The 13,402-nt window shown below is 67.5% G+C and carries 14 protein-coding genes; 12 read left to right on the top strand and 2 right to left on the bottom strand.

The window, feature by feature from the left end; all coding sequences use genetic code 11:
- The first annotated feature begins 10 nt into the window (after positions 1-10).
- Together ACWPOC_RS04190 and ACWPOC_RS04185 are read left to right on the top strand one after the other, a co-directional pair.
- Positions 11-910, top strand: coding sequence for a crotonase/enoyl-CoA hydratase family protein (locus ACWPOC_RS04190; protein ID WP_455408054.1), 900 nt, complete (start codon positions 11-13; stop codon positions 908-910).
- 129 nt (positions 911-1,039) lie between these two features.
- Complete coding sequence (locus tag ACWPOC_RS04185; protein WP_120281370.1) at positions 1,040-2,569, top strand: AMP-binding protein; 1,530 nt, start codon at positions 1,040-1,042, stop codon at positions 2,567-2,569.
- A 77-nt stretch (positions 2,570-2,646) separates the two neighbouring features.
- Here the strand turns inward: ACWPOC_RS04185 and ACWPOC_RS04180 are convergent, their stop codons facing one another.
- Positions 2,647-3,684 carry an LLM class F420-dependent oxidoreductase gene (locus tag ACWPOC_RS04180; protein ID WP_120281369.1) on the bottom strand — a complete coding sequence of 346 codons (1,038 nt, stop codon included), beginning with the start codon at positions 3,682-3,684 and terminating at the stop codon, positions 2,647-2,649.
- Between the two features lie 90 nt (positions 3,685-3,774).
- Between ACWPOC_RS04180 and ACWPOC_RS04175 the strand changes: the two genes are divergently transcribed.
- The 8 genes from ACWPOC_RS04175 to ACWPOC_RS04140 all read left to right on the top strand — a co-directional run bounded on the left by ACWPOC_RS04175 (position 3,775) and on the right by ACWPOC_RS04140 (position 10,243).
- Entirely contained in the window at positions 3,775-4,746 is a 972-nt protein-coding gene (locus tag ACWPOC_RS04175) for a Zn-ribbon domain-containing OB-fold protein (RefSeq protein WP_455408053.1), read from the top strand.
- Positions 4,747-4,760: 14 nt separating this feature from the next.
- Positions 4,761-5,822, top strand: a complete 1,062-nt coding sequence (locus ACWPOC_RS04170) for a thiolase domain-containing protein (protein ID WP_455408052.1) — start codon at positions 4,761-4,763, stop codon at positions 5,820-5,822.
- A complete protein-coding gene (locus tag ACWPOC_RS04165) occupies positions 5,822-6,997 on the top strand; it encodes a thiolase domain-containing protein (RefSeq protein ID WP_455408051.1) in 1,176 nt (391 codons plus the stop codon). Before ACWPOC_RS04170 ends, ACWPOC_RS04165 begins: the two co-directional genes overlap by 1 nt.
- 9 nt (positions 6,998-7,006) lie before the next feature.
- Entirely contained in the window at positions 7,007-7,888 is an 882-nt protein-coding gene (locus ACWPOC_RS04160) for a TIGR03619 family F420-dependent LLM class oxidoreductase (RefSeq protein WP_455408050.1), read from the top strand.
- On the top strand, positions 7,885-8,298 hold the full coding sequence (locus ACWPOC_RS04155; RefSeq protein WP_455408049.1) for a nuclear transport factor 2 family protein: 414 nt from the start codon (positions 7,885-7,887) through the stop codon (positions 8,296-8,298). Before ACWPOC_RS04160 ends, ACWPOC_RS04155 begins: the two co-directional genes overlap by 4 nt.
- Positions 8,299-8,308: 10 nt before the next feature.
- Positions 8,309-8,881, top strand: coding sequence for a nucleotidyltransferase family protein (locus tag ACWPOC_RS04150; protein ID WP_455408048.1), 573 nt, complete (start codon positions 8,309-8,311; stop codon positions 8,879-8,881).
- Positions 8,882-8,960: 79 nt separating this feature from the next.
- Entirely contained in the window at positions 8,961-9,563 is a 603-nt protein-coding gene (locus ACWPOC_RS04145) for a TetR/AcrR family transcriptional regulator (protein ID WP_268655119.1), read from the top strand.
- Complete coding sequence (locus tag ACWPOC_RS04140) at positions 9,560-10,243, top strand: YqeB family protein (protein WP_159416766.1); 684 nt, start codon at positions 9,560-9,562, stop codon at positions 10,241-10,243. Before ACWPOC_RS04145 ends, ACWPOC_RS04140 begins: the two co-directional genes overlap by 4 nt.
- 82 nt (positions 10,244-10,325) lie before the next feature.
- Here the strand turns inward: ACWPOC_RS04140 and ACWPOC_RS04135 are convergent, their stop codons facing one another.
- Positions 10,326-11,579, bottom strand: a complete 1,254-nt coding sequence (locus tag ACWPOC_RS04135) for a cytochrome P450 (RefSeq protein ID WP_455408047.1) — start codon at positions 11,577-11,579, stop codon at positions 10,326-10,328.
- Positions 11,580-11,759: 180 nt separating this feature from the next.
- Between ACWPOC_RS04135 and ACWPOC_RS04130 the strand changes: the two genes are divergently transcribed.
- Together ACWPOC_RS04130 and ACWPOC_RS04125 are read left to right on the top strand one after the other, a co-directional pair.
- Positions 11,760-12,923, top strand: a complete 1,164-nt coding sequence (locus tag ACWPOC_RS04130) for a steroid 3-ketoacyl-CoA thiolase (RefSeq protein WP_120281362.1) — start codon at positions 11,760-11,762, stop codon at positions 12,921-12,923.
- Between the two features lies 1 nt (position 12,924).
- Positions 12,925-13,398, top strand: coding sequence for a nitroreductase family deazaflavin-dependent oxidoreductase (locus ACWPOC_RS04125; protein WP_120281361.1), 474 nt, complete (start codon positions 12,925-12,927; stop codon positions 13,396-13,398).
- The last annotated feature ends 4 nt before the right edge of the window (positions 13,399-13,402 follow it).

Below are 13,402 nucleotides of genomic sequence, written 5' to 3'. Positions count from 1 at the left end.
AGACCCGAATATGATCCAGTTCACAACACCACGAGGAGTCCTGCCAGTGTCCGCTACCGAAGCCCCCGGCGCAGCCGATTCGGACATCTCGTCCCGCGAACCGCACTGCCTCGTCGAGCAACGCGGCCACGTCCTGATCGTCACGCTCAATCGCCCCGAAGCACGAAATGCGCTGTCCGGCGAGATGATGGCGATCATGAACGAGGCGTGGGACCGCGTCGACAACGATCCCGAGATCCGCGTCGCGATCCTCACCGGCGCCGGTGGCGCGTTCTGCGCGGGCGCCGATCTGAAGGCCATGAATGCAGCACCTCCCGGAGACAAGTTCGAGCAGGGCGAGCGGAGCGACGGGAATGGCAACGGCGGTGGGTGGGATCTCAGCCGGCTTCCCGCACTGCTCAAGGGTCGCCGCCTGACGAAGCCGCTGATCGCGGCCGTCGAGGGCGCCGCCATCGCCGGCGGCACCGAGATCCTGCAGGGCACCGACATCCGCGTCGCCGGCGAGAGCGCGAAATTCGGCGTCTCCGAGGCGAAGTGGGGACTGTTCCCGCTCGGCGGATCCGCCGTGCGTCTCGTCCGTCAGATTCCGTACACGATCGCCGCCGACATCCTGCTCACCGGGCGCCACATCAAGGCCGCCGAGGCCAAGGAGATCGGGCTCATCGGTTACGTCGTCCCCGACGGCACCGCCCTCGACAAGGCCCTCGAGGTCGCCGAGACGATCGCGAACAACGGGCCGGTCGCCGTGCAGGCCATCCTCCGGACCATCCGAGACTCGGAAGGTCTGCACGAGGAGGAAGCGTTCCGGATCGACGCCGAGCTCGGCGCAGCCGTCTTCAAGAGCGCCGACGCGAAGGAGGGTCCGCGGGCCTTCGCAGAGAAGCGCGCCCCGAAGTTCACCGGCTCCTGACCTGCGGCGCTGCGAACCGCGCTCCCACTCGTGAGAGCGCGGTCACAGCCATGCCCTCGGCCCTGCTACATTGCCCGCTGTGACCCACAACACAGAGTCGCAGCGTTCGTCGAGGTAATGAGGAGCCCCATGTATCCAGGAGTCCACGCCCGAACCGCCCCGGACGAGCTCGCCGTCGTCCTGGCCGACAGCGGCCGGAGCCTGACCTACCGCGAACTCGACGACCGGTCGGCGGCGCTCGCCCGCGTGCTGCACGATTCCGGACTCCGCCCCGGCGACGTCGTCGCCCTTCTCACGGAGAATCAGCCGGAGGCCTTCGAGGTGTTCTGGGCCGCGATGCGGTCCGGCTTGTACATCACGGCGGTCAACAGCCACCTCACCGCCGGCGAGGTGACATACATCGTCGAGGACAGCGGCGCAAAGGCCCTGATCGTGTCGGCCACCCTGGGCGATCTCTCCGAACAGGTCGGCGAGAAGGTCACGATCGGTTCCGCACGACTCGCGTTCGGCGGCGCCGTACGCGGTTTCGAGTCGTACGAGGACGCCCTCGCCGCGGCCGGCCCGCGACTCGAGGAGGAACCGTGCGGCGCCATCATGCTGTACTCGTCCGGAACCACGGGCTTCCCCAAGGGAATCCAGCCTGATCTCCCGGACCGTCGCGTCGACGAACCCGGTGAGCCACTGGTGACGGTGGCACAGTTCCTGTTCGGCCTCACCGATTCCGACGTCTACTACTCCCCCGCCCCGATCTATCACGCAGCACCTCTGCGCTGGGGTGGGGCGATCCACGCGCTCGGCGGCACGGTGGTCCTCGCCGACAAGTTCGACGCCGAGACCGCGCTCCGGCACATCGAGGAGCACAAGATCACCGCGGGGCAGATGGTGCCGACGATGTTCGTCCGCATGCTCAAGCTCGACGACGAGATCCGTGCCCGCCACGACCTGTCGAGTCTGCGCGTGCTCGTCCACGCCGCCGCGCCGTGCCCGCCGGAGGTCAAGCGGGCGATGATCGACTGGCTCGGACCGGTGATCTACGAGTACTACAGCTCCACCGAGGCCAACGGAATCACGTTCATCAACAGCCAGGAATGGCTCGAACGCCCGGGCTCGGTGGGCAAGAGTGTGCTCGGGCCCGCGCACATCTGCGACGAGGAAGGGCGCGAACTTCCGGCCGGCGAGGTGGGGACGATCTATCTCGAATACGAGAAGGTTCCGTTCTCGTACCACAACGATCCCGAGAAGACCGCGGCGTCGCAGCATCCCGAGCATCCCACCTGGACCACGGTCGGCGACCTCGGTTATCTCGACGAGGACGGTTATCTGTATCTGACCGACCGCAAGTCGTTCACGATCATCTCCGGCGGAGTGAACATCTATCCGCAGGAGATCGAGAACGTACTCGCCCTGCACCCGGCCGTCGACGACGTCGCCGTGATCGGCGTGCCCCATCCGGAGATGGGCGAGGAGGTCAAGGCCGTCGTGCAGGTGTCGTCCGGTGCCACCGCATCACCCGATCTCGCCGACGAGCTCATCGCATACGTCCGCGAACGGGTCGCCCACTTCAAGGTGCCGCGGTCGGTGGACTTCGTCGACGAACTGCCCCGCACCCCCACGGGCAAGCTGGTGAAGGGCAAGCTGAAGGCGGCCTACGCCTCCTGACGTCCGCACGCGACGGGCGGAAACCGTCCTCACGGAACGGTTTCCGCCCGTTGTCGCGCTCAGCGCAACACCACGGTCTAACGGAGCACCACGTCGGCGATCGTGCGAACCTGATCGACGTCGCGACAACCGACCAGCAGCATCGTCACGCCGGCCTCCTCCCACCGCTTCACACCTTCGCGCACCTCGTCGACGTCGCCGACGATCATCGTCTCGGTGATCATCTCGTCCGGGATCGCTGCGGCCGCCTCGTCCTTGCGACCGGCACGGAACAGCGCGGTCACCTCCTCGACCACGGCGTCGTACCCCATCCGCCGGTAGACCTGCGCGTGGAAGTTCAACTCGGGCGCGCCCATTCCCCCGACGTACAGCGCCGTCACCGGTTTCATCGCCTCGATGGTCGCCGCGCGGTCGTCGGTGACGACCACCTGGCAGGTCGCAGCGATCTCGAAGTCCTCGCGGGTGCGCCGGGCACCCGGCCGGGCGAACCCCTCGTCGAGCCACTCGTCGTACATCGACGCCAGTCGCGGGGTGTAGTAGATCGCGAGCCAACCGTCGGCGATCTCGGCGGTGAGCGCGACGTTCTTCGGGCCTTCGGCACCGATCCAGATCGGGATGTCCGACCGCAACGGATGCGTGATGGGCTTGAGCGGTTTGCCGAGCCCGGTGGAGCCGGCGCCCGCATAGGGCAGCGGGAAGTGCGGTCCGTCGCTGGTCACCGGTTCTTCGCGCGCGAGCACCTTGCGGATCACGTCGACGTACTCGCGGGTGCGCGCGAGGGGCTTCGCGAACGGTTGCCCGTACCAGCCCTCCACCACCTGCGGCCCCGAGACGCCGAGGCCGAGGATGTGCCGGCCGCCCGAGAGGTGATCGAGTGTGAGCGCGTGCATCGCGCAACTCGTCGGTGTGCGCGCGGAGATCTGCACGACGGACGTGCCGAGCCGCACCCGCTCGGTCGACGAACCCCACCACGCGAGCGGAGTGAACGCGTCGGACCCCCACGATTCGGCAGCGAAGACGGCGTCGAATCCTTCGGCCTCGGCCGCAGCAACGAGTTCCGGTGCGTTCGGGGGTGGCTGGGCACCCCAGTAACCGAGTTGCAGTCCCAGTCTCATTGGACGCCTTTCCTGTCGGACGAATCGCGGCGAGGTGCAGTTCGCGCGCCGCTCTTGCCAGCAACACTAGAACCTGTTCTACTCGAAATTGTGAGCCTGGGAAAGAGCGCGGTTGCCGAGCCACCGCTGAGCGCACCGCTGAATCTGAAGTTCGACTACACACGATCCACCGGACCGACCGTCGGAGCCTTCGTCACCGGACTGCGCGACGGCCGCATTCTCGGCGCGCGTGGATCCGACGGACGGGTCCTCGTCCCACCCCCCGAATTCGACGCGGTCACCCATGAACCGCTCACCGATTTCGTCGAGGTCGGACAGACCGGCACCGTGGTGAGCTGGACGTGGAACGCCGAGCCGTTGCCCGGACAGCCGTTCGACCGGCCGTTCGCGTGGGCGCTGATCCGTCTCGACGGAGCCGACACGACGCTGCTGCACGCGGTCGACGTCGCATCCGCGGACGAGATCGCAACGGGTCTGCGCGTGCGGGTGCGCTGGGCCGCCGAGCGCACCGGCGACATCCACGACATCGAGGCGTTCGAACCCGGCGAGTCGACCCTCACCGTGGATGTGGGCGACGGCGAGCCGGTCACCATGATCACCACCCCCGTCGACCTGCACTACCGCCACTCGGCCTCCCCCGAGGAGTCCTGGTATCTGCGCGGACTCAAGGAGGGGAAGATCATCGGCGGGCGGACCGGTGCGGGCGGCAAGGTCTACGTGCCGCCGCGCGGTGCGAGCCCGACCGACGGTGTGCCCACCAAGGAACCGGTGGAGGTCTCCGACAAGGGCATCGTCACCACCTTCTGCATCGTCAACGTCCCGTTCATGGGCCAGCAGATCAAGCCGCCCTACGTCGCTGCCTACGTGCTACTCGACGGCGCCGACATCCCCTTCCTGCACCTGATCCTCGAGTGCGACGCCTCCGAGGTGCGGATGGGCATGCGCGTCGAGGCCAAGTGGCGTCCGCGCGAGGAGTGGGACCACACGCTACGCAACATCGAGTACTTCCGGCCCACCGGTGAACCCGACGCCGACTACGACACCTTCAAACACCACCTCTAGGAGCAGCGGACATCATGACAGACATTGCAGTCGTCGGCTTCGCACATGCTCCGCACGTGCGCAAGACGTTCGGCACCACCAACGGCGTCGAGATGCTCGTCCCGTGCTTCCAGGAGCTGTACGACAAGCTCGGCATCACCAAGTCCGACATCGGATTCTGGTGCTCGGGTTCCTCCGATTACCTTGCCGGACGCGCGTTCTCGTTCATCTCGGCGATCGACGCGATCGGCGCGGTCCCACCCATCAACGAGTCGCACGTCGAGATGGACGCGGCCTGGGCGCTCTACGAGGCGTGGGTCAAGCTCATCACCGGTGAGGTCGACACCGCCCTCGTGTACGGCTTCGGCAAGTCCTCGGCCGGCACCCTGCGGCGCACCCTCTCCCTGCAGCTCGATCCGTACCTCGTGACACCGCTCGGCGTCGACTCCGTCTCGCTCGCCGGTCTGCAGGCCCGCATGGGTCTCGACTCCGGCAAGTGGACCGACCGCGAGATGGCCGAGGTCGCGGTGCGCAGCCGCGCGGCCGCGAAGAACAACCCGAAGGCCCAGCTCTCGGGCGATCTCGACATCGAGGACCTGCTCTCGCAGCCGTACATCGCCGATCCGCTGCGCAAGCACGACTGCGCTCCGGTCACCGACGGTGCCGCCGCGATCGTCCTCGCGAGCGGCGACCGGGCGCGCGAGCTGTGCGAGAACCCCGCGTGGATCACCGGGATCGAACACCGCACCGACTCACCGAACTTCGGCTCGCTCGACCTCACGGTGTCGGTCTCCGCACGGGCTGCCGCGCAGGCGGTCACCGGTGGCGACACCGCCTTCGACGTCGCCGAACTGCACGCGCCGTTCACGCATCAGGAGCTCATCCTCCGCGAGGCGATCGGCTTGGACGATTCGACGACGATCAACCCGTCCGGCGGACCGCTGACGGGCAACCCGATGTTCTCCGGCGGTCTCGAGCGCATCGGTTACGCAGCGCAGGCGATCATGGACGGCACGGCCGGACGTGCACTCGCGCATGCGACGAGTGGTGCTGTGCTGCAACAGAATCTGGTAGCCGTTCTGGAGGGACGCAACTGATGGCGAAGCAACCCGCAGCTGTCCTCGGAACCGGGCAGACCCACTACGTCGCCAAGCGGCACGACGTGTCGATGTCCGGCCTCGTCCGCGAGGCGATCGACCGTGCCATGACGGACGCACAGGTGGGCTGGGACGACATCGACGCCGTCGTGATCGGCAAGGCCCCCGACCTGTTCGAAGGCGTCATGATGCCCGAACTGTCGATGGTCGACGCCATCGGCGCCACGGGCAAGCCGATGCTGCGCGTACACACCGCCGGGTCCGTCGGGGGCTCGACGGCGAACGTCGCGGCAAGCCTCGTCCAGGCCGGTGTGCACCGCCGGGTGCTCGCGGTGGCCTGGGAGAAGCAGTCCGAGTCGAACGCGATGTGGGCGCTGTCCACACCGGTCCCGTTCACCATGCCGGTCGGTGCCGGCGCGGGCGGTTACTTCGCTCCGCACGTCCGTTCGTACATCCGCCGGTCCGGCGCGCCCGAGCACATCGGAGCGATGGTCGCGGTCAAGGACCGCCTCAACGGCGCGAAGAATCCGTACGCGCATCTGAAGCAGCCCGAGATCACCCTGGAGAAGGTGCAGGCCTCGCAGATGCTGTGGGATCCCATCCGGTACGACGAGACGTGCCCGTCGTCCGACGGTGCGTGCGCGGTCGTGCTCGGTGACGAGGACACCGCGAGGGCCGCCGAGCAGGCGGGCCGCAAGGTGGCCTGGATCCACGCCACCGCGATGCGCACCGAACCGACCACCTATGCCGGTCGCGACCAGGTCAATCCGGAGGCCGGTCGCATCGCCGCCGCGGCGCTGTGGAAGCAGGCCGGTATCACCGATCCGCTCACCGAGATCGACTGCGCCGAGATCTACGTGCCGTTCTCGTGGTTCGAGCCGATGTGGCTCGAGAATCTCGGTTTCACTCCCGAGGGTTCGGGTTGGAAACTCACCGAGGCCGGCGAAACGGCCATCGGTGGCCAGTTGCCGATCAACATGTCCGGCGGCGTGCTCTGCTCCAACCCGATCGGCGCGTCGGGCATGATCCGCTTCGCCGAGGCCGCGATCCAGGTGATGGGCAAGGCGGGAGACCACCAGGTGGACGGTGCCCGCAAGGCACTCGGACACGCCTACGGCGGTGGCTCGCAGTACTTCTCCATGTGGGTCGTGGGCTCCGACCGGCCCACGAACTAGGAGGCGGGCATGGTCTCGTTCACCGTCGGGGTCGCGATGACCCCGCTCGACCAGCTCACCGGAATCGCGCAGACCGCCGAGGAGTGCGGATACACCTCGATCGCCCTGCCCGACTCCCTGTTCTACATGGAGAAGCAGACGGTCGACTATCCGTACACCCCCGACGGTTCGCGGATGTGGACGCCCGACACCCCGTGGGTCGATCCGCTCATCGCCGCGGCGTCCATGGCGGCCGCCACGTCGACGATCCGGTTCTACACGCAGGTGCTCAAGCTCGGCTCGCGCAATCCGGTGCTGCTGGCCCGGCAGGTCGGTTCGGTCGCCAATCTCACCGGCAACCGGTTCGGTCTGGGTGTCGGGATCGGATGGGCGCCGGAGGAATTCGAGTGGTGCGGCGCCCCGTACGCCAAGCGCGGTAAGCGCGTGGACGAGATGATCGACGTGCTGAAGCTGATCCTCGGCGGCGGCATGGTCGAGCACCACGGTGAGTTCTACGATTTCGACCGACTCCAGATGAGCCCCGCCCCCACCGAGCCGGTGCCGTTCTACGTCGGTGGGCACACCGATGTGGCGCTGCGGCGCGCGGCCAGGGTCGGGGACGGGTGGACGTCGGCGATGATCGAGTTCGACGATCTCGTCGAGGTCGTCACCCGCCTGCGCGAGTTGCGCGCCGAGTACGGCCGCAGCGACGAGCCGTTCGAGATCCAGGCCGTGTGCGTCGACAGGTTCGGCAGCTCCGGTTATGCCGAACTCGCCGACGCCGGGGTCACCGACATCATCGTGGTGCCGTGGATCTTCGACGGGCACGGATTCGACTCGCCGCTCGAGGCGAAGCAGGAATCGCTGCGGAAGTTCGCCGACAAGTACATCCACGGAAAGGACGCGGCATGAGCGAGGAACATCCGGCGCGCGTGGCGGCCCGGGCGTCGCAGGCTGCGGCGAGCGGCAAGCGCAAGGACGAGTGGCTCGCGCTGTTCGCCGAGGATGCGTGCGTCGAGGATCCCGTCGGCCCGTCCGGTTTCGACCCCGAGGGCAAGGGACACCACGGGCACGAGGCGATCGCGAAGTTCTACGACATGACCATCGCGAACACCGACAAGCTCGAGTTCCTCGTCGACGACGTACTGGTATGCGGCAGCGAGTGCGTCAACATCGGCACGATCCGCACCACGATGGCGGGCAATCTCATCGACGCGGAGGGCGTGTTCGTCTACCGGGTCGACGACGACGGGAAGATCGTGTCGCTGCGTGCGTTCTGGGAAGTGGATCGCGCGATGAAAACTCTGCGACCGGTCTCGTAGCATCGGCGGTATGCCGACCGCCGGAATCGTTCTCGCAGCAGGGGACGGCTCGAGGTTGGGTGGACGTGCGAAGGCGCTGCTCCCCCACCGTGGCCGTCCCCTGCTGCATACCGTCGTCGATGCGCTGCTCGGTGGTGGTTGCGACGAGGTCGTGGTGGTGGTCGGTGCGTTCGGCGACGAGGTCGCCGCCGTCTGCCCGGCCGGCGCCACGGCGGTGCACAATCCCGACTGGCCCGACGGCATGTCTACCTCCCTGCGCCGTGGGGTCGACGCTGCGCGCACCCACGACCGGGTCGCGCTCACCGTCGTCGACTTTCCCGGCATCACGGCCGACCTGGTGCGCCACGTCCTGGACGAGCACCGGCCGGGCACGGTCACTCTTCCCGTCTTCGGGGATCGTCCCGGTCATCCGGTGGTGTTCGACCTCGACGACGCGCTGACCGCGGCCGGCGAGGCCACCGGCGACGAAGGGGCGCGGTCGTTCCTCGCCCGCAACCGGGATCGGGTACGCCGGGTGGACTGCAGCGACCTCGCCGAGGCCGGCGACGTGGATACGCCCGAGGATCTTCGGCGCCTGCGCTGAGGCCGCCTCGCGACACCGAGCCCGCTCGGCTTTGGCCAATTAATTGACTGACGAGTCGATCAATTAATACATTGGAGTCATGGCACGCACCGTCGACCCAGAACTCCGAGCCCGCCGCCGCACCGCGATCATCGACTCCGCCGCCACCCTGTTCGCCGAGCGCGGCTTCGACGCCACCCCGGTGACGGCGATCGCCGAGGCGGCAGGTGTCAGTTCCGGCACGGTCTTCCACTACTTCGGCGACAAGCGCGGAGTGTTCCGCGCGATCTTCGAGCAGGGCCTACCCGAGACCCGGGCCCTCGTGGAGCGTCATCGTGACGCCGACGATCCCCTGGAGGCCCTCCTCGACATGGTCGCCGAACTCGTCGGGCAGGCCACGGATCCTGCAGCCGGAGGACTCGTGGTCGAGGTGATCCGCCAGGTCGGCCACGACCCCGTCCTCGCCGAGATCCTCGACGAGGACGACGGCATCGTGATCGAGGGGCTCACCCACCTCCTGCGCAGAGCGGGTGACCGGATCGACCCGTCGCTCGATCCGGTGGCCGCCGCGACCTGGATCAGCGCGATCAAGGATTCGGCGTTCCTGTACGCGGACAATCCCGCGGCCGTCGATCCGGTCGGGACGATCCGGACGATCGTGCAGCGCTATCTCACCGGACACACGAAAGGACCACGATCATGAGGATGCACGACGATGCCACTCGCGTAACCGTCTCCCCCGTCGTTCCGGGGGCGCTGGGGATCCTGTGCGCTCTCGCCGGTCTCGGACTCGGCTTCGTCGCGCCGGCCGTGTCGACGTGGGCGGTCGACACCCTTCCGGCGGTTCCCGGCCCGCTCGAACTCTTGGCCGGTCTCACCACGGCGTGGACGATCCCGCTCCTCACCGTCGTCGGCATCGGCGCAGGACTCTTCCTCGCCTCGACGGCGATCCACGAGTCCCTGGCACTGACCGTGGATTCCGAAGGAGTGCTGCTGACCCAGGACGAGCGCGATTTGTACGTGCCGCGCGCGAAGGTCGGGTCGGTGTTCCGCGAAGGCCGCGATCTCGTCCTGCTCGATTCTGCGGAGCGAGAACTCGCGCGACGCAAGGCCGACGACCTGAACGACCGAGCCGTCGCCGACGCATTCACGGCGCACGGTTATCCGTGGAGCGAGAAGAACACCCACGAGGAATCGTTCACCCGGTGGATCGAGGGGCACCCCGGCCTGGACGAGCAGACCCACACCCTGTTGCGGGAGCGACGGGAAGCGCTGTCCGGCAAGAACACACATCTTGCCACCGCACTGCACGAGCAACTGCAGGAACTCGGCGTCGTCGTACGCGACCGGGGGCATCACCAGGAGTACCGCCTCCTGGCGTAGATCTCCCTCCCGGCAGTGGGGTACGAAAACGACGAGGTTCCCGGACACCTGACGGCGTCCGGGAACCTGCGCTGTGGTCCGATCAGTGCTTGACCGGGCATCCTCCCGAGGTCTTGTAGTCGACCTGGAACTCCTTGATGCCGTTGAGCCAGCCCGACCGCAGACGGTGCGGGTCGCCGATCTTGGTGATGTCGGGGATGTGGTCGGCGATGGCGTTGAAGATCAGGTCGATCTCCATGCGGGCGAGGTTCGCGCCGAGGCAGTAGTGCGCACCGGTGCCACCGAAGGCGACGTGCGGGTTGGGATCCCGGAGAATGTCGAACTCGCGGGGGTTCTCGAACACCTCTTCGTCGTTGTTGGCCGAGGCGTACAGCATGACCACGCGCTCGCCCTTGCGGATCGTCTGTCCGCCGAGTTCGGTGTCCTCGAGCGCCGTGCGCTGGAACGAGGTGACCGGAGTGGCCCAGCGGATGATCTCGTCGGCGGCGGTCTTCGGCCGGTCGCGCTTGAAGATCTCCCACTGCTCGGGGTTGTCGAGGAAGGCCGCCATGCCATGGGTGATGGCGTTGCGGGTGGTCTCGTTGCCGGCCACCGCGAGGACGATGAAGAAGAAGCCGAACTCCTCGGGAGCGAGCTCGTCGCCGTCGATGTCGGCCTCGATGAGGGTGGTGACGATGTCGTCGGCCGGGTTCTCCTTGCGGGCGGCGGCCATCTGGTAGGCGTAGCCCAGCACCTCCATGGAGGCGGCCGCCGGATCGGCGGTGTTGTCCGGATCGTCGTAGCCCGTCATCTGGTTGGACCACTCGAAGATCTTCGCGCGGTCCTCCTGCGGGACGCCGATGAGATCGGCGATCGCCTGCAGCGGCAGTTCCGCGGCGATCTGCGTGACGAAGTCACCCTGACCGGCCTGGCAGGCCTCCTGGACGATCATCTTGGAGCGACGGTCGAGCTCGTCGCGCAGGCCGTTGATCGCACGGGGCGTGAAACCGCGGGCGACGAGTTTGCGCAGCTTGGTGTGCTCGGGGGCGTCCTTGTTGAGCAGGACGTGACGCTGCAGTTCGATGGCCTCGCGCGGAATGTCGTCGTTGAACCGCGGAATCGCAGTGTTCTCCCAATTGGAGAACACGTCGCTCCGGCGGGAGACCTCACGGACCTCCTCGTGCCGGGAGACAACCCAGAAACCCTCGTCGTGGAAACCACCGACGTCGGGAGACTTCTTGTTCCACCACACCGGTGCCGTCTTGCGCAGTTCCGCGAACTCTTCGAACGGCATACGGTCTGCGTACAGATCGGGATCGGTGAAGTCGATGTCTTCGGGGATGTTCGGCTGCGCCACTGATATCTCTCCTGCCCTGGCGAGTACCGCTCGCGTGATTTGGAACACGTTCTAGAACCATTCAAACACAGGTGCGCCGTGCGACCAAGAGATCCGCACGTCCGTGGGATAATCAAGTTCTGTTGCCTCTCGGAGAAACCTGTTCTATTTTGCGAAGAACGTAGGAGAAAGGAGCCCGAAGTGGGCACACCAGTCATCGTCGAGGCCGCACGGACCCCGATCGGCAAGCGGGGTGGATGGCTCGCGGGCCTGCACGCTGCCGAGATCCTGGGCGCCGTCCAGGCCGGACTCGTCGAACGCGCCGGCATCGACGCCGAGCTCGTCGAACAGGTCATCGGTGGCTGCGTCACCCAGGCAGGCGCCCAGTCCAACAACATCACCCGCACCGCGTGGCTCAACGCGGGCCTGCCCTGGCAGGTCGGCGCGACCACCATCGACGCCCAGTGCGGATCGGCGCAGCAGGCCAACCACCTCATCGCGGGTCTCATCGCCACCGGCGCCATCGACGTGGGCATCGCGTGCGGCATCGAGGCGATGACCCAGGTGCCCCTCGGCGCCAACGTCGGCGATCAGGCCGGCCCGCGTCGCCCCGAGTCGTGGAATATCGACATGCCCAACCAGTTCGAGGCCGCCGAGCGCATCGCGCGGCGCCGCGGCATCACCCGCGAGGACGTCGACGCGCTCGGCGTGCGGTCGCAGCAACTCGCGAAGCAGGCCTGGGACGAGGGCCGGTTCGACCGCGAGGTGCTGCCGGTCGTCGCTCCCGTCGTCGACAAGGAGGGCAACCGCACCGGCGAGAAGGCGACCGTCACCCGCGACCAGGGTCTGCGCGAGACGTCGGCCGAGTCGCTGGCGAAGCTGAAGCCCGTACTCGAGGGCGGCATCCACACGGCCGGCACCTCCTCGCAGATCTCCGACGGAGCCGCAGCCGTGCTGCTCATGGACTCCGACCGCGCGAAGGCGCTCGGACTGAAGCCGCGGGCGCGGATCGTCGCGCAGGCACTCGTCGGCGCCGAACCCGAGTTCCACCTCGACGGCCCCGTCCAGGCCACGGCGAAGGTTCTCGAGAAGGCGGGCATGAACATCGGCGATCTCGACCTGTTCGAGGTCAACGAGGCGTTCGCATCGGTGCTGCTGTCCTGGGCCCAGGTGCACGGACCCGACATGGACAAGGTCAACGTCAACGGCGGCGCGATCGCGCTCGGCCACCCCGTCGGATCGACCGGTTCCCGTCTCATCACCACCGCGCTGCACGAACTCGAGCGCCGCGATGCATCGACCGCTCTGATCTCGATGTGCGCCGGCGGCGCGCTGGCGACGGGCACCATCATCGAGCGCATCTGACATGGGCACCGAAGCGGCACCGAAGGGCCTCGACTCGAAGGCCACGATCTCGATCATCAAGTGGATGTCGCGGTTCAACGTCGCGGCGTACCGGGCGACCGGCGGTCGCATCGGTGGGAAGTGGCGCGTGGGAAGCGCCTTCCCGTGGGGCATCCCGGTGTGCCTGGTGACCACGGTCGGCCGGAAGACCGGGCAGCCGCGGACGGCACCGCTGCTGTTCCTCGAGGACGGCGACAAGGTGGTCCTCGTCGCCTCCCAGGGAGGACTGCCCAAGCACCCCTTGTGGTTCCGCAACATCCAGGCGAACCCGGAAGTCATGGTGCAGATCAAGTCGCGCATCCGGACCATGCGGGCGCGGGTCGCGAGCGACGAGGAACGAGCGGCCTACTGGCCGCGTCTGACGGCGATGTACCCGGACTTCGACAACTACCAGTCGTGGACCGACCGTGTGATTCCCGTCGTCGTGTGCGAGTGAACCG

Source organism: Rhodococcus sp. 5G237, from assembly GCF_053764735.1.
This window is presented reverse-complemented; position numbering and strand designations above follow the sequence as displayed.

What these genes read in the sequence shown, in the direction of transcription:
- ACWPOC_RS04145 (WP_268655119.1), top strand. Translation starts at nt 8,961, where the DNA reads ATGGCACGCACCGTCGACCCAGAACTCCGAGCCCGCCGCCGCACCGCG.
- ACWPOC_RS04190 (WP_455408054.1), top strand. Translation starts at nt 11, where the DNA reads ATGATCCAGTTCACAACACCACGAGGAGTCCTGCCAGTGTCCGCTACC.
- ACWPOC_RS04170 (WP_455408052.1), top strand. Translation starts at nt 4,761, where the DNA reads ATGACAGACATTGCAGTCGTCGGCTTCGCACATGCTCCGCACGTGCGC.
- ACWPOC_RS04160 (WP_455408050.1), top strand. Translation starts at nt 7,007, where the DNA reads ATGGTCTCGTTCACCGTCGGGGTCGCGATGACCCCGCTCGACCAGCTC.
- ACWPOC_RS04155 (WP_455408049.1), top strand. Translation starts at nt 7,885, where the DNA reads ATGAGCGAGGAACATCCGGCGCGCGTGGCGGCCCGGGCGTCGCAGGCT.
- ACWPOC_RS04140 (WP_159416766.1), top strand. Translation starts at nt 9,560, where the DNA reads ATGAGGATGCACGACGATGCCACTCGCGTAACCGTCTCCCCCGTCGTT.
- ACWPOC_RS04125 (WP_120281361.1), top strand. Translation starts at nt 12,925, where the DNA reads ATGGGCACCGAAGCGGCACCGAAGGGCCTCGACTCGAAGGCCACGATC.
- ACWPOC_RS04165 (WP_455408051.1), top strand. Translation starts at nt 5,822, where the DNA reads ATGGCGAAGCAACCCGCAGCTGTCCTCGGAACCGGGCAGACCCACTAC.
- ACWPOC_RS04150 (WP_455408048.1), top strand. Translation starts at nt 8,309, where the DNA reads ATGCCGACCGCCGGAATCGTTCTCGCAGCAGGGGACGGCTCGAGGTTG.
- ACWPOC_RS04185 (WP_120281370.1), top strand. Translation starts at nt 1,040, where the DNA reads ATGTATCCAGGAGTCCACGCCCGAACCGCCCCGGACGAGCTCGCCGTC.
- ACWPOC_RS04180 (WP_120281369.1), bottom strand. Translation starts at nt 3,684, where the DNA reads ATGAGACTGGGACTGCAACTCGGTTACTGGGGTGCCCAGCCACCCCCG.